At 41.0% G+C, this 15,110-nt stretch carries 14 protein-coding genes and 1 tRNA gene; 11 read left to right on the forward strand and 4 right to left on the reverse strand.

Features of this window, described 5'->3' with window-relative positions; genetic code table 11:
• Positions 1-226: 226 nt before the first annotated feature.
• From ACMVDV_RS17695 to pepA, 3 genes are all read right to left on the reverse strand, one after another.
• The gene (locus ACMVDV_RS17695) at positions 227-3,082 is read right to left on the reverse strand and encodes a valine--tRNA ligase (protein ID WP_416158965.1); all 2,856 of its coding nucleotides are present in this window, start codon (positions 3,080-3,082) and stop codon (positions 227-229) included.
• 60 nt (positions 3,083-3,142) lie between these two features.
• Complete coding sequence (locus tag ACMVDV_RS17700) at positions 3,143-3,589, reverse strand: DNA polymerase III subunit chi (RefSeq protein WP_192542918.1); 447 nt, start codon at positions 3,587-3,589, stop codon at positions 3,143-3,145.
• Positions 3,590-3,750: 161 nt separating this feature from the next.
• Positions 3,751-5,262 (reverse strand): leucyl aminopeptidase, encoded by a 1,512-nt coding sequence (gene pepA, locus ACMVDV_RS17705; protein WP_304183927.1) that lies wholly within the window; start codon positions 5,260-5,262, stop codon positions 3,751-3,753.
• Between the two features lie 265 nt (positions 5,263-5,527).
• Between pepA and lptF the strand changes: the two genes are divergently transcribed.
• Both lptF and lptG read left to right on the forward strand, forming a co-directional pair.
• The gene (gene lptF, locus ACMVDV_RS17710) at positions 5,528-6,640 is read left to right on the forward strand and encodes an LPS export ABC transporter permease LptF (protein ID WP_416158966.1); all 1,113 of its coding nucleotides are present in this window, start codon (positions 5,528-5,530) and stop codon (positions 6,638-6,640) included.
• Complete coding sequence (gene lptG / locus ACMVDV_RS17715) at positions 6,637-7,704, forward strand: LPS export ABC transporter permease LptG (protein ID WP_192542916.1); 1,068 nt, start codon at positions 6,637-6,639, stop codon at positions 7,702-7,704. Before lptF ends, lptG begins: the two co-directional genes overlap by 4 nt.
• Positions 7,705-7,744: 40 nt before the next feature.
• Here the strand turns inward: lptG and ACMVDV_RS17720 are convergent, their stop codons facing one another.
• Positions 7,745-8,239 (reverse strand): RDD family protein, encoded by a 495-nt coding sequence (locus tag ACMVDV_RS17720; protein ID WP_416158967.1) that lies wholly within the window; start codon positions 8,237-8,239, stop codon positions 7,745-7,747.
• A gap of 261 nt (positions 8,240-8,500) precedes the next feature.
• On the opposite strand from ACMVDV_RS17720, the gene ACMVDV_RS17725 reads away from it, so the two are divergent.
• From ACMVDV_RS17725 to ACMVDV_RS17765, 9 genes are all read left to right on the forward strand, one after another.
• Positions 8,501-8,585, forward strand: a tRNA-Leu gene (locus tag ACMVDV_RS17725).
• 579 nt (positions 8,586-9,164) lie between these two features.
• Positions 9,165-9,791, forward strand: a complete 627-nt coding sequence (locus tag ACMVDV_RS17730; RefSeq protein ID WP_416158968.1) for a LysE family translocator — start codon at positions 9,165-9,167, stop codon at positions 9,789-9,791.
• A 90-nt stretch (positions 9,792-9,881) separates the two neighbouring features.
• Positions 9,882-10,355 (forward strand): GNAT family N-acetyltransferase, encoded by a 474-nt coding sequence (locus tag ACMVDV_RS17735; protein ID WP_416158969.1) that lies wholly within the window; start codon positions 9,882-9,884, stop codon positions 10,353-10,355.
• Positions 10,356-10,539: 184 nt separating this feature from the next.
• Positions 10,540-11,007, forward strand: coding sequence for a GNAT family N-acetyltransferase (locus tag ACMVDV_RS17740; RefSeq protein WP_416158970.1), 468 nt, complete (start codon positions 10,540-10,542; stop codon positions 11,005-11,007).
• A gap of 332 nt (positions 11,008-11,339) precedes the next feature.
• On the forward strand, positions 11,340-11,891 hold the full coding sequence (locus ACMVDV_RS17745; RefSeq protein ID WP_416158971.1) for a cytochrome b: 552 nt from the start codon (positions 11,340-11,342) through the stop codon (positions 11,889-11,891).
• 235 nt (positions 11,892-12,126) lie between these two features.
• On the forward strand, positions 12,127-13,101 hold the full coding sequence (locus ACMVDV_RS17750) for a YiiX/YebB-like N1pC/P60 family cysteine hydrolase (RefSeq protein WP_416158972.1): 975 nt from the start codon (positions 12,127-12,129) through the stop codon (positions 13,099-13,101).
• Positions 13,102-13,180: 79 nt separating this feature from the next.
• On the forward strand, positions 13,181-13,456 hold the full coding sequence (locus tag ACMVDV_RS17755; protein ID WP_416158973.1) for a hypothetical protein: 276 nt from the start codon (positions 13,181-13,183) through the stop codon (positions 13,454-13,456).
• Positions 13,457-13,577: 121 nt separating this feature from the next.
• Positions 13,578-14,483, forward strand: a complete 906-nt coding sequence (locus ACMVDV_RS17760; protein ID WP_416158974.1) for a hypothetical protein — start codon at positions 13,578-13,580, stop codon at positions 14,481-14,483.
• Between the two features lie 118 nt (positions 14,484-14,601).
• Positions 14,602-14,985 (forward strand): hypothetical protein, encoded by a 384-nt coding sequence (locus ACMVDV_RS17765; RefSeq protein ID WP_416158975.1) that lies wholly within the window; start codon positions 14,602-14,604, stop codon positions 14,983-14,985.
• Positions 14,986-15,110: the final 125 nt, after the last annotated feature.

The raw sequence follows: 15,110 nt of genomic DNA on the forward strand, positions 1-15,110 counted from the left end.
GGCACTTTAGATGCCGCTTCCTAGAATTTGCCTATTGGTGCGAGTACATTTTAGGGCGAGGTAGCTCCTCAATAAAGCCCGTATATAAGCACGCATCTATACTTGTTTTTAAAGACAGTTCTTTGTTGATTTACTTAGGGAGTCCATATAAGAACCTAGAACCTAGAACACAAAAAAGCCGCGTTACTGTATAGTAACGCGGCTTTTTAAATGCTTTGCACAAGTATTATAGACTTTCGATCTTGGCTTTTTGCTCAAGCAGTTTTGCTCTTGCGTCTGAGAACTCGGCAAGCTTCTCATGCTCTTTAGCAAGTACGGCTTCAGGTGCGTTATTTACAAACTTTTCGTTAGCCAGTTTGTTTTGCACTTGCGCTAGGCCTTTCTCGGCTTTTTCAAGCTGTTTGCCAATCCGTGCTAGTTCTGCATCAACATCAATTAGGCCGGCCATTGGGATCATGATCTCAAGGTTGCCAACATAAGACGTTGCACATGCCGGTGCGTCATCTTTGTTATCAAGCAGCGTAAATTCTTCAATTTTAGCCAGTGACGCTAAGAAAGATTTATTTTCTTCAATACGACGTACATCATCCGCAGATGCATTTGCCAGTAATACTGATAACGGCTTGCTCGGGCTGATATCCATTTCACCACGAATATTACGAATCGCTAGAATGAATTGTTTAACCCACTCTAAATCGTCCATCGCTTTAGCGTCAACGTTAGCTTCATTGTAAGCTGGGAATGCTTGTACCATGATGCTGGTGTTCGTAGTTTCAAGCCCAGCTAGTGGCGCAACACGTTGCCAAATAGTTTCCGTGATGTATGGCATCATCGGGTGCATTAAGCGCAGTAGGCTCTCAAGTACTGTAATAAGCGTATGACGCGTACCACGTTGTTGTGCTTCATTGCCTTTGAATAATACCGGCTTAGTGAGCTCTAAGTACCAATCGCAGAATTGGTTCCAAGTGAATTCATAAAGCGCATTAGCTGCCAAGTCAAAACGGTAGTTATCTAAGTGCTCGGTATAAGCTTTAACTGTTGACTCAAATTGGCCTAAGATCCAACGATCAGCAAGTGAATACTCTTTGATAGCATCGTTTGCAAAGCCACAATCTTGCTCTTCGGTATTCATTAGTACGTAACGGCTGGCGTTCCATAACTTATTACAGAAGTTACGGTAACCTTCAAGGCGGTTCATATCCCAGTTGATATCACGACCCGTTGATGCCATAGCAGCTAAAGTAAAGCGCAGTGCATCGGTACCGTGAGCTTCAATGCCGTTATCAAAGGTTTTACGGGTATCTTTTTCGATTTTCTTAGCGACTTTTTCTTGCATCAAATTGCTGGTGCGTTTGGTCACTAAGCTTTCAAGGTCGATACCGTCAATCATGTCGATTGGATCTAGGACGTTACCTTTTGATTTTGACATTTTATCGCCATTTTCATCGCGAATAAGACCCGTAACGTACACCGTTTTAAAGGGCACTTGTGGCTTGCCGTTGTCATCTTTGATGAAGTGCATGGTCATCATGATCATACGCGCCACCCAGAAGAAAATAATATCAAAACCAGTTACCAGTACGTCAGACGGGTGGAAGGTTTTTAAATCATCGGTGTTCGCAGGCCAGCCTTGGGTTGAGAAAGTCCACAGTGCCGATGAGAACCAAGTATCAAGTACGTCTTCGTCTTGAGTCAGCACCACATCAGCGGCGATGTTATTTTCGCTGCGAACTTCGGCTTCATCACGACCAACAAAAACGTTACCTTCACTGTCATACCAAGCAGGAATACGATGGCCCCACCACAACTGGCGCGAAATACACCAATCTTGTACGTCGTTCATCCACGAGAAATACATGTTCTCGTATTGCTTAGGTACAAATTGAATATCGCCATTTTTCACTGCGTCTTTTGCAGGCTCAGCCAGTGGTGCAACACGTACATACCATTGGTCGGTAAGCAGTGGTTCAATAACCACACCTGAGCGGTCGCCGTAAGGTACGGTTAAAGCGTGATCTTCAATCTTCTCAAGTAACCCAAGCTGTTCAAACTCAGCCACAATGACTTTACGAGCATCAAAGCGGTCAAGACCGTGTAAGCGCTCTGGAATTGGTGCATCAAACTCAAGCTCTTTACCGTCAAAGGTGTAGGTTTCGCCTTGACTTAGAATGGCCGCGTCTTTATCGAAGATGTTGATCATCGGCATTTGATGACGCTTACCGACTTCGTTATCGTTAAAGTCATGAGCAGGAGTGATTTTTACACAACCTGTGCCTTTGTCTTTATCGGCATGTTCATCAGCCACGATTTTAATCCGACGATTAACAATCGGTAATAAAATGTCTTTACCGATCAAGTCTTGATAACGCTCATCATCTGGGTTGACAGCAACCCCTGAATCGCCAAGCATAGTCTCTGGACGGGTGGTTGCCACGACAATGTAATCTTTACCGTCTTGGGTTTTAACACCATCAGCCAATGGGTAACGTAAGTTCCACATGTGGCCTTGTTTATCTTTGTTTTCAACTTCAAGATCAGAAATCGCGGTGTGTAGTTTTGGATCCCAGTTTACTAGGCGCTTACCACGGTAAATCAAATCTTCTTTATGTAAGCGTACAAATACTTCTTTAACGGCTTCTGATAAGCCGTCATCCATAGTGAAGCGTTCACGATCCCAATCAACCGATGCGCCAAGGCGACGAAGTTGTTTAGTGATAGTCCCGCCAGATTGCTCTTTCCACTGCCAAATCTTATCAATGAAGGCTTCACGACCTAAGTCATGACGTGTTTTGCCTTCTTCGGCAGCAAGTTTACGTTCAACCAGCATTTGTGTGGCGATACCTGCGTGGTCAGTACCTACTTGCCATAAGGTATTATTACCTTGCATACGTTTAAAGCGCGTTAAGGTATCCATAATGGTGTCTTGAAACGCGTGGCCCATGTGTAAGCTACCGGTGACATTGGGTGGCGGGATCATAATTGAATAGGCTGCGCCTTTACCTGATGGTTTAAAGTAGCCTTTTTGTTCCCAGTCTTGGTATAGCGACTGTTCAATATCTTGCGGATTGTAGGTTTTATCCATTACACAGAACCTTAAATAAGTACTTAAATGAGTTAGTTAGCTATTTATACAAAAGGTATGTTAGCTATTAATATCTTGCGTGGTGATGTTGGCACCGAGTTGGCGCAGCTTTTTAAAGCGCTCACGGGCGGCTTGTTTTGCTGTGGCTTCAACGGGCACAAAATCAAAAACTTGGTTAAAGCGACGAATAAAATCCGGGAGCTGTGTGGCCAAATTTATTAAAACTTTACGATTACCAACCGGTGGGGTAGTGCCAATTTCTACGGGCGCTCCGCCTTTTGGACCTTCACCTTGCAGGTTGTGAGGCACAAAACTGTCGGGGTCGAATGACCAAATAGTTTCATCAACGGCATGGGCAATTTCAATATCATCAACATAAATAAAGATGCGATGACCAAGGCGATATTGTTGCCCTGCGATATCTGCAGCTAAGCTAAAGAGAACATCTGCCTGAGCAGTTGATTCATCTTGTTGCTTTAGAACGAAAAATTGGGCGTTCATGCTCATTGTATCGGGGCTTCCCACAGTATTGAAAATAATACTTAAATCAAAGCAGGGATTTTGCCATATAACGCGTTTTGCTTCAATTAATACACCGATAAATGAAGAATAAATAAGGCGCCAGAGGGCGCCTTATAATGAGTTGCATAGATTGCTAAACGCGATGTTTAATCTTGGCTGGTTTCGCTTACGCCAGCACGGTTTAGTAAATATTGTGTAAGCATTGGCACAGGACGACCTGTTGCGCCTTTATTTTTACCGCTGCGCCACGCAGTACCTGCGATATCTAAATGCGCCCAATTATATTTTTTAGTGAACTTAGATAGGAAGCACGCAGCGGTGATTGTGCCCGCAGCACGACCGCCTAAGTTAGTAAAATCAGCAAATGGGCTTTCCAGTTGGTCTTGGTAATCATCCCAAAGTGGTAATTGCCATGCACGGTCGCCACTTTGCTCTGATGCTTTTAATAAGTCATGTGCAAGCGGATTATGGTTGGATAATAAACCGGTTGCATGAGCACCAAGGGCAACAATACAGGCACCGGTTAAGGTGGCTACGTCAATCACGGTTTCAGGTTCAAAACGTTCAACATAGGTCAGTGCATCACATAATACTAAGCGGCCTTCGGCATCAGTATTAAGCACTTCCACAGTTTGCCCTGACATGGTGGTTAAAATATCACCTGGGCGATAAGCATTTGAGCTTGGCATGTTTTCACAGCCTGCCAGTACGCCAATTACGTTAATGGGTAATTGCATTTGCGCAAGCGCACGCATTGCGCCAATAACACCAGCAGCACCACCCATGTCGTACTTCATTTCGTCCATGGCTTCGCCAGGTTTTAGTGAAATACCCCCTGAGTCAAAGGTTAAGCCTTTACCAACCAGTACGATTGGGGCTTGATCTTTCGCGCCACCTTGGTAGTTAATGACCGACATAACCGATTCGTTATCACTACCACGGCCCACCGCCAAGTATGAATTCATACCCAGCTCTGCCATTTTCTCTTCGCCGATAATGTCAACCGTGATGTTATCAAAGTTAGCTGCAAGTTCTTGTGCTTGTTCACCTAAATACGCTGGGTTACAGATATTTGGTGGCATGTTCGCTACGTCTTTACATAACTTACTACCCGCAGCGATGGCTAAACCATGTTCAATGGCGCTTTCGCCAATCGTCAATTCGCGGCGAGTGGGTACATTAAACACGATTTTACGCAGTGGGCGACGCGGGTCGCTTTTTTTACTTTTTAATTGATTAAAGGTATATAAGCAATCTTGGGTGGTTTCGACTGCTTGGCGTACCTTCCAATATGTGTCGCGGCTTTTAACATGTTGCTCGGTTAAAAAACAGACCGCTTCCATCGATCCCGTTTCGTTAAGGGTATTAATGGTTTTTGAAATAATTTGTTTGTACTGTTTATCATCAAGCTCGCGCTCTTTACCACAACCAACCAGTAATATGCGTTCACTTAGCACATTCGGTACATGATGTAATAACAGTACTTGCCCAGGCTTACCTTCAAGGTCACCACGGCGTAATAAATTAGAGATATAACCATCACTGATTTTATCGAGTTGTTCTCCAATGGGGGATAAACGACGTGGCTCATAAACGCCAACTACAATACATGCGCTACGTTGCTTTTCAGGACTACCACTTTTTACGCTAAATTCCATTGTCACTCCTAATTTTGAGTCATTTACCCTTTAAATAAGGGCAATATAATAAAAATCCAGTTACTTACTTTAATATTAGCTTATAAACGCTGACTCATTATGTGTATTTGAACTTTATACTTTTGTAGCCATCAATACCACTAATGCAACAATATATCGAGTTGCTAGGTAGGATATTTAATGTTGATGACATATAATAAAACCTTAAGTTTACTCAAATTTTCTTACTCTTGAAGTGAAACATTATGTTTAACAGGGGCGATCATTGCTAATTTTCCGTTATTTGACCACTGAAGTTTTAAAGTCTCAGGTCGCCGTATTTTTAACTTTGATGACAATTTTTTTGTCACAAAAGTTTGTGGTTATTTTAAGCGACGCCTCTGAAGGCGGCCTTCCAGCCAAGTTAGTGTTGTCGATGATTGCACTCAAGTTACCGCAATTGGCTTCACTCATTTTACCGCTTAGTATCTTTTTAGGCATCATTCTCGCCTATAGTCGTATTTATGCCGACAGCGAAATGACCGTGTTAAAAGCCTGTGGGGTGAGTGAATGGTATGTCGTGCGTGTTACTTTAATCTCAAGTGTGCTACTTGCACTATTAGCCGGTGTACTTACTTTATATATTGCCCCATGGGCCAGTGAGCAAGAATATCAACTGAAAGAGCAGGCTAAAGCTGATGCTGGGTTATCAGCACTGCGGGCTGGGCGATTCCAACAGACCGGTAACGAAAAAGCCGTGGTGTTTATTCATAACATTGAAAACGGCGGTAAAGAGTTAAATAAGGTCTTTGTAGCACAACTACCTGATAGCGAAAAAGATAACCTTGCACGGTTAGTGTATGCCGAGCGTGGAGTAGTGGTTGAACAGGAAAATGGCGAGCAACAATTAATACTCAGTGATGGTAAGCGCTACGAAACCGATGGTGAAACAGCTGCGCTTAATTTAACTGAGTTTGACGGCTACAGCGTACAAATACGTGAACAAGAGATTGAACATCAGCGGCGTAAACTTGAAGCCGTACCAACTATAGACTTACTTAGCATGAAGGGCTCAGAAGCTGTTGCACAATGGCAGTGGCGTATTGCTATCCCACTTTCTATCCCCTTGCTGACTTTACTTGCGGTACCGCTAAGTGTGGTTAATCCTCGCCAAGGTAAATTTGCCAAGTTAGTTCCCGCGATCAGCCTATATTTAGGTTATTTTATCTTACTTAATGCAGCAAAATTTGCTGTTGAAGATGGCAAGATCCCGCCGTCGATTGGCTTATGGTGGATCCACTTTACCGCACTATTTATAGGAGGTTTTTTGATTATCAAAGGACGGCCACTCGGTGCTTGGCTTAAAGCTGTCATCACCAAGCGGGAGTTAGGCGCATGATGAAAATGCTTGATTGGTACTTAGGCCGTAGTATTTTGCAAACCACGGGTTTTGCGCTGATGGTATTGGTGGGGATAAGCACCTTAATTAAATTTATTGAGCAGCTTAAATCAGTTGGTCGGGGTAGTTACGATATCGCAACCGCGTTACTTTATACCTTGTATAGCATGCCAGGTGACTTAGTGGTGTTTTTCCCCATGGCTGCACTCATCGGCGGTTTAACTGGCTTGGGAGCGCTTGCCTCAAACAGTGAGTTGGTGGTGATGCAAGCCGCGGGTATGTCGCGTTTGCAAATAATTATCTCAGTAATGAAAACAGCAATATTTATGGCGCTTTGCATGATGGCACTGGGCGAGTGGGGCGCACCGGCTGCACAGCTTAAAGCAAAAGAAATGCGTAACCACGCTATTCATGGTGGTGATGTGTTTAATGCACAACAAGGCGTATGGGCCAAAGATGGCAATAACTTTATTAATATTGAAGATGTTGACCAAAACGGCGTATTGCATGGCGTAAATATGTATCACTTTGATAAATCATTGCAACTTACGCAAATCACCAAAGCGCGAGAAGCCGTAAGTCGCAAAGATGGTTGGCTACTGCGCGATGTAAATAAAGTGCAATTGGGCGAAGAGCAAATTAATACTCAGCAGCAAGATGAAGAGTTTTATGATTCACAACTGACCGCTGAAAAGCTCGGTGTGGTATCGGTCAAGCCTGAGTCACTATCATTTACAGGGTTGTGGTCATATTTAGGTTATTTAAAGCAAAATGAGCAAGACACCAGTACCTATGAGTTAGCGCTGTGGCGCAAAATAATGCAGCCAGTATCAATTGCTGTGATGTTGCTGGTAGCGCTGTCGTTTATATTTGGCCCACTTCGTACAGTAACCATGGGGGCAAGGATTGTGATGGGAGTTGTTACGGGGATCGTATTTCACTTAACCAATGAAATATTTGGCCCTGTGGTAATGGTTTATCAAATTCCAGCAATTATCGGTGCCACTTTACCGAGTATTATCTTCATTGGTTTTGCTACTTACTTGCTGAATAAGCGCAATTAATAACGCACGGAGCTAGATGTATCGCTAGCTCCTAAAAAATTTAATCTAATGAGCGATAAATTCGTTTGTTTTCTTCTTTAGTTAGCGCAACAACCTCGGTTTTAGAAATATAATCTTGCAGTGCACGCTTGTTTTTAAAATCAACTAACACCACTAAATTACCCAAACCAAGTAAGGCTGACATGCTGCGGATAACCGCTTGTGGCCAGCTGATCAGCTTACCATCACGCGTTTGTACTTTTAAACGCCATGCCCGCATACCAATCGTTTGCCCGCTCTTAGTCCAAAAATAAGCAAAAAATACAATATTTACACCAACAAATAAGACACTACGAATACCATATAGCAACGGAGAGTCTTGTATAAAAGCCGCAGGATCTTCAGTTTGTGGGATAAAGCCTAGTGCAATTAAGCTCTGAATAGCCGCAAAATATAAAATGGCAGTCAACATAGATAATGAGATAACGACTAAAGAATCATAAATCAATGAAGCAAAGCGACGCCAAAAGCCCGCACGTGGAAATTCACCAGACATAAACACACTCACAAAGTTAAGTTGCGCGCTAGTTTAGCAAATAGCGAGACAAATACTAGTTGTAGCGTAGCTCGCTTTAATGAGCGAATGTTAATGGTTGCTTAATTGTTAAGCGGTTGATCAGGGTTTTGTAAAAAACGCTTGCTGCTCCTCTGATTGTTTGTATAATGCTTGCCATAGAGACGAAGACGGTTTGATAAGTCTTAGCTCTAAAGTGGTTTTTCTTTATCTTCTCATGTTAGAAGGTTAAAGAAAAATGATGCCAGCGTGATGAAATTGGTATACATGGGGGATTCAAAATCCCCTGCCGCAAGGCGTGCCGGTTCAAGTCCGGCCGCTGGTACCACTTTTAATAGCCCTGACCACATTGGTCGGGGTTTTTTTATGCCTGAAATAAAGTGCTAAGCCATAAGCTATAAGTTTTGGCGAGAGCTTGAAGAAGGGGTGTAATGACGCTGCTTGGTGAATTATTAAATGACATGCAACTGGATTGAATGCCATTTAATATAAAACTAACTTTAATCAGCTTAGTCGATTAGACTCACTTTACATTGGTAAGTATTCTCGCCCACAGAAAAGCTGCCTTGCCATTGTATTGATTATCAAACGCCAAAGCTTGCCGTAAATGGTGATTGGTAACTACCAATTGTAGATGGTGGAAAAGACACCACGGCTTGACCTGTTAGCGCGCCAACTTTAGTGATGCAAATAAACAGCATTTATCAATGTATTTCCAAATAAATCAACCGTGTAATTTATAGGTACGTTTAATTCTCTTTGTTTATCTTGTAAAGTTGATAATATAAAAAACTCAACAACACTTTTTATGGTTTTAAAAAGTGTTGTTGAGTTTAGAAAATGGACAAAGCTAGCAATGTGTATAAAACCTAATATAAAGCCTTAATAGTAAAAATGGAGAAAGTTAATGGAATTTAATTCAATGATGTTATTTGTTATTGCTTGTCTGACTATCAATTTAATACCGGGGCCTGATGTTATCTACATCGTATCAAATACCATGAAAGGTAAGATGGCCAGTGGCATGAAAGCTGCGCTTGGCTTGGGTGTTGGTTACTTTTTTCATACATTAGCGGCCTGTGTGGGATTATCAGCCATTATTTTAAGTTCAGCTTTGGCTTTTAGTATTGTTAAATGGCTTGGTGCTCTTTATTTAATTTATTTAGGTGTTCAAGCACTTATTTCCATGTACAAAGGGAATAGTCAGGTAGTCGTTAGTGAAAGTGAGGATACGAAAGGAAATATTTTTATGCAGGGTGTTGTGGTCAGTGTTTTGAACCCTAAAGTTGCTTTGTTCTTTCTCTCATTTCTTCCGCAATTTATAAATACATCCACTGGCTCAGCAGCATCGCAATTACTGATTTTAGGATTAATTTTTAGTGTGTTAGCAACGCTTTGCAACGTGCTGTATGCAACTGTTGGAAGTTGGTTGTTTAATCGACCTAACGCAGATAGATACACGCGAATCTTGGAAGGAGTGTCAGGAGTATTGCTAATTGGTTTAGCTGGTAAAATTGCATTGAGCGAACGTTAGGGAGAAGTCGATTCTATAAAGGGCTGTCTCAATTAGAGTTGCAAGCAGTTGTTAACTCAATATTTGAAATTTGCAAAGGAGGGCGTTTGGTTGGATTTTGTATTCCTTGCCGATAGGGTTGCCATGAAACCCGTTATAGCAAAGTGGTATTTTCAGCAGTGGGGGCACCTGATAGAAGACTCTTCTGTCGAATTGTTTGATAATAAGCTAAATGATTACTTAAACCGCGATAGTATTCCGTTAGTTATCATGGCTGTCGAGGGGGGGGATGTGTTGGGAGTCGCAGACTTACGTTACCATGAAATGACTATTTATCCAGATAAAGAGCATTGGTTAGGCGGGGTGTATGTTACTAATGAATATCGAGGAAAAGGAGTGGCCTCTGCATTAGTTAATCACCTTGAATCTTTAGCGGCTTCGCTCGGTGTGATTGATATACACCTACAGACTGAAAAGTTAGATGGTGGCCTTTATAAGCAACTTGGTTGGTCACCTATTGAGCTGGTTAGCAATCGTGGTGTTGAAGTGCTTGTTATGAGTAAACACATTGCTTTATTTTCTTGAAGCAGCTGATGTTCAGTTTTTAGTTAGGTCAAATTTGAGCTGGTTATGTGAGCGCTGGTCATTTTTTAATAACAATAACCTTCGAGAAAAACAAGCTAAACGGAACGGTTGATAACTATAATATTGCTAGTTTACTCCCACTATAATCTAAGCGATTAAATATCGAATACAGAGGCGTTAAAAGATGATTGCAAAGTTAGATAATGCAAATGAGGCAGTGGCAAAGCAAATTTACACCACCTTTCAACGCTCTTATAAAATAGAAGCTGAATTAATAGGTACGCTTAACTTTCCGCCTTTATCACGCACTGTTAATGATATACACAATTCGCAAACACTGTTTTATGGATTTTATGACGATACGCAGCTTGCGGGGGTTATTGAACTGGCAATCATCAATGAGCGATTAGAAATTAATAGCTTAACGGTTGACCCAGATCATTTTAGAAAAGGCATCGCCGATAAGTTAATCCGTTATGCGCTAAGTGAGTGCGTTACTAGCACAGCGGTAACAACTGCAATAGTTGAAACCGCGGTAGTAAACGAGCCCGCGATTAAGCTGTATAAAAAGCATGGCTTTGTTGAGTTTAAAAGATGGACGCCCGATCACGGTATCGAAAAGCTGGCTATGGTTCGAACTGGCATTGTTTAATTCAAGAGCCGCAGCGTAAAAAACGTTGCAAATTCAATTTCTTTTCAATTATTAGTTTAACTAGCAAATACTTCTCGAAAGGTAACCAACGGTTGTTATTTTGTTATGCAATCACTTAAGTTTATTTTAAGTTTCACTGTTTACGCTTAACTAACCATATTTAACCATGGTTTTAAAATATAAATTTATGTTTTAGATCACTAAATACTTAGTAACAATAGGTTACTTTATAGTGGAGTATTTAATACGTACAAGGGTAGAGGCTACCTTTTCAAGTTCCCAAAACATAAGAGCTAGGTTGATGAGGACGCTGCATTTTTTCGAGAGGCATTATGAATTTAAAAAACACAACAACTCATTACAATACGCTCTCCATTGCTTTGCATTGGCTTATGTTCATACTGATTGTCGCTGTGTACGCAAGCATTGAACTGCGTGAATTGTTCGACAAAGGAACTACAACCCGAGATGCCTTTAAAATGTGGCATTTTATGCTTGGTTTATCGGTTTTAGCCTTAGTAAGCGTTAGGCTAGTTGCTCGCATAGTAGGTGGTTCGGCTCCTGATATAAAACCAGAGCCAGCTAAGTGGCAAAATAACCTGGCTAAACTAGTGCATGTTATTTTGTATGGGTTTATGTTTGCTATGCCCATTGCGGGATGGTTAATTTTGAGCACGGCAGGCAAACCAATTCCGTTTTTTGGTCTAGAGCTGCCGTCATTGGCCAGTAAAGATTTAGACTTAGCTAAAACCATCAAAGGGCTGCATGAAACTGCAGGGGAAGTTGGCTATTACTTGATTGGATTACATGCAGTCGCCGCCTTATTCCACCACTATGTTTTATCTGATAATACGCTTACACGAATGCGGTTGCCGAAAAAATAACAGCTAATTAAGTGGTCAAACTGTTGTTTGCGCACATATTCAAAGATATGAGCGACGCGCGTATATTGTTCGATTTAGCTTTGCTTAAAGATAATAGGAAACTTAGTGATGGTAATACCTTAGCTAATTTCTTAAAACTGTGTAAAGTATACATATGAGTGTGGTCGGAGCAGAAAGATCCGCCCTTCGCGCACTATAAAATTGTTAGGTGTTTTATCAAATATGGAGCGAACTGTTGTACATAATCCCCATTAGCGAATTAAAGAAGGGCGATATTCTTCTTACAAATGAAAATTCAGCAACTAGCAAAGTTGTAAGAAAATCGACTGGAAGTGATTTCTCACATGCAATTCTATATGTAGGTCATGGTAGCTATATACATTCTGATGCTAACGGCGTTCATTCAGGTAATCTGCAAAGGCTTCTGTTTGATACATCTGAAAACGTGACTGTTTTGAGGGTCAAATGTGATCAAGAAACAGTAAACCAAGCATGTGTTTTCGCGAGATCAAAGATAGGAACTACGTACTCTGTAAAAAGTGCAGTCAATGCGAAGCTGAAGGCAAGTAAGAGAGAAAATGAGAATAGGCAGTTTTGCTCTAGGCTTGTAGCACAAGCATACGAATATGCTGGCGTTAAGTTAGTAGATACCGCTTCTTTTTGTACACCTCAGGAAATTCTCGAATCTCAAAGTATTCAAGAGGTTTCAGGGCAAGCGAGAAAGGCCACAGATGAAGAAATCACCTTTGCGAAAAGTGAAAACCCGATTGAGAAGCAGTCAAATATAACAAATGAAATTCTTTCAAAAGTTAGAAAGCTAACTAAAAAAGACATTCAGACTCTTGAACAAATTACACAGTATGTAATTGAGAATCCAGTGCATGATCAGCAAATATCCAAAATCTATAGAGATTCAGGATATTTAACAATGTGGGAGTACGAGACCAAAAAAAATGCATGGCGTTATGATGGGCGAGTATTTATGAATTTACCTTTGCCTATTGATGAGTTGATTGAGATGGCAATATTTGAGAAAGATAGTGCCCAGGAGAGGCTTGCACTTTACAAGCAGAATCTTGAACAATATTTTTATTTTAATGAGATTCATAAACTGGAGTATTCTTCCATACATTTTGACTTATATAAGAAACTCGTTGAGAACACATTGGACAATATTAATGCCGCAGAGCATGTGCTGGAAAACACCTAACAAACGCATGTTGCCGGACTGTTTTTCCGCTGCGCTCCAAACCAGCCGCAAATGCGGGCGTTATGTTGCTAGGAGAGTTATGAGTACTACTGAGAAGTGGAAGCTAATATCAGAAGAGTTACTAGCCGCGTATAAACTTTTGCCCTCAGATATTAAAGAGTCTGATTTTGGTTACAGTAAAGAAGATTTTTTACAGTACTTATCAGTAAACGAGCTTCGTTTGGCTATGGAAGAATTAGATGGTGTAATGGAAAACAACATCAGCCCTGGCGTTTTGTTTTGGGAGCATATGATTAATGCCGCAAACTTAATGAGCCGCCTGAACATGCTACAAAATACGAGCGGTTTAAAGTAGCAACATAACAAGGCAAATAAAGCGGGACTGCTAACAGTTTGCTCGGTTCCGCTCCGCTTCACATTTTAGCAAACTATTAATCAGCCCCTTATTGTGGGCGTTAGTTTACTAAGGAGAGCTCGTGTATAAATACGAATTGGATATTATCGGCAATGCAATCGACAGCTTGGACGAAGCTCTAGATAAGTACGCGCAAGGGCAAAATGGATGCACAAGATCCCATAAATTTGCGCTATTGCATTTTTGTCATTTTATGGAGTTAATTTTAAAGCACTATATTTCAACGGTAGAAGAAAACTTAATATATTCAAAGGTATTCAGAGTTGTAGCCAAAAGAGCTAAAGACGATGGAGTTCCATTAATTGAAGCATTTGAAATTTTAGAAAATGAAGAGTTTGACTTTGAGTCTCCTATCAAAGGACATCAAAACCCCCATACAATTACTCTTGATATGGCCCTCGAATACGTAGAATCTGATAAAGAATACTTCGACTCAGAATTCGCTTCTGAAATTAGATCGTTGAAAGATCTAAGAAATAATATTGAGCATCATAAATTTGAAATGAACACCAAAGAAGTACGGTTAGTTTTAGGCAGATTAACACGAGGATTCGACGAGTTTACGGATATATTTAGTGTTGTTGGATTGCAAGATGTAATTAGTAAAAAACAATTAGGTGTTTTTCAAACATTAGCTGATGAATATGAGCATGAATTAGAAGAAGCTAAAGTTGAGGTAAGAGAAGCGCACAACGCTGCTTTCAGAGGTGTCAGACCAAAACACCAGTATGACGTGCATTGGGCAACTTATGATTGTCCAGAATGTAATGTTAGTGACTTAATGATTCCTAATGTCGATTCTTCAACAGGCTTTAAGTGCACTATGTGTGGGAATGAAGACTCAGAGGATATTGAGGTTGATTGTGAAATTTGTGGTTCATCTTGGCCAAATGGTGAAATGAGTAGTTGGGTTGATACATATAGCTATACATGTCCAGATTGCAATGATTTCGACAGCAAGTATTAACGTAATAACAAGCAAATCAACAAGGGCACGTAACAGTTGGCTACGTTTCGCTTCGCTACACAATTTTAGCCAACTATTACTTAGCCTGTTATTTGGGCGTTAAATTTCAGGAGAAACAATGAAGCTCATTCTAGCAACAATCCTCTCGCTAGTATTTTCTGCTAGCACTTTAGCAAGTGAGGCAGTTGAACTTCGCCACAAAGGTGTGGAGGCAGCATCGAAAGGTGATTTTGCATCAGCTCAAAAATACCTAGATCAGAGTGCAAAACTAGGATTTTACACAGCACAAGTTGAGTATGCATATTTGCTAGAGTCTAGCCCTGGCTCAGTACAAAATAGTGTTGAGTCTTATGCTTGGTACAAAGTGGTTATTGCGCGAGCAGGTGCTGACACAAAGTTCGCAAAAGAGGGGTTGTCTCGGCTAACCAAAGCAATGTCTGAGGCAGAGTTAAACCAAGCAAAAGAAACTACAACAAAATATATTGAACAATATGCCAAGTAAAAATTTAACACATATGAACCTTAACTCTGTCAATGCACCAGTTAAGCAAGTCGCTTACAGCAAACATTGGTTAACCTTAGCTAACAGATAGTTTCTTTTCACTGTTTTGCCCATTTACATTTGTC

The organism is Pseudoalteromonas sp. ASV78 (genome assembly GCF_047806705.1).
Classification (GTDB): Bacteria; Pseudomonadota; Gammaproteobacteria; order Enterobacterales; family Alteromonadaceae; genus Pseudoalteromonas; species Pseudoalteromonas prydzensis_A.

Bases quoted from the DNA above. Each gene is read 5' to 3' on its own strand.
- ACMVDV_RS17695 (WP_416158965.1), bottom strand. From the start codon at position 3,082: ATGGATAAAACCTACAATCCGCAAGATATTGAACAGTCGCTATACCAA.
- ACMVDV_RS17720 (WP_416158967.1), bottom strand. From the start codon at position 8,239: ATGTCTGGTGAATTTCCACGTGCGGGCTTTTGGCGTCGCTTTGCTTCA.
- ACMVDV_RS17740 (WP_416158970.1), top strand. From the start codon at position 10,540: ATGATTGCAAAGTTAGATAATGCAAATGAGGCAGTGGCAAAGCAAATT.
- ACMVDV_RS17765 (WP_416158975.1), top strand. From the start codon at position 14,602: ATGAAGCTCATTCTAGCAACAATCCTCTCGCTAGTATTTTCTGCTAGC.
- ACMVDV_RS17745 (WP_416158971.1), top strand. From the start codon at position 11,340: ATGAATTTAAAAAACACAACAACTCATTACAATACGCTCTCCATTGCT.
- pepA (WP_304183927.1), bottom strand. From the start codon at position 5,262: ATGGAATTTAGCGTAAAAAGTGGTAGTCCTGAAAAGCAACGTAGCGCA.
- ACMVDV_RS17730 (WP_416158968.1), top strand. From the start codon at position 9,165: ATGGAATTTAATTCAATGATGTTATTTGTTATTGCTTGTCTGACTATC.
- ACMVDV_RS17700 (WP_192542918.1), bottom strand. From the start codon at position 3,589: ATGAGCATGAACGCCCAATTTTTCGTTCTAAAGCAACAAGATGAATCA.
- ACMVDV_RS17755 (WP_416158973.1), top strand. From the start codon at position 13,181: ATGAGTACTACTGAGAAGTGGAAGCTAATATCAGAAGAGTTACTAGCC.
- lptG (WP_192542916.1), top strand. From the start codon at position 6,637: ATGATGAAAATGCTTGATTGGTACTTAGGCCGTAGTATTTTGCAAACC.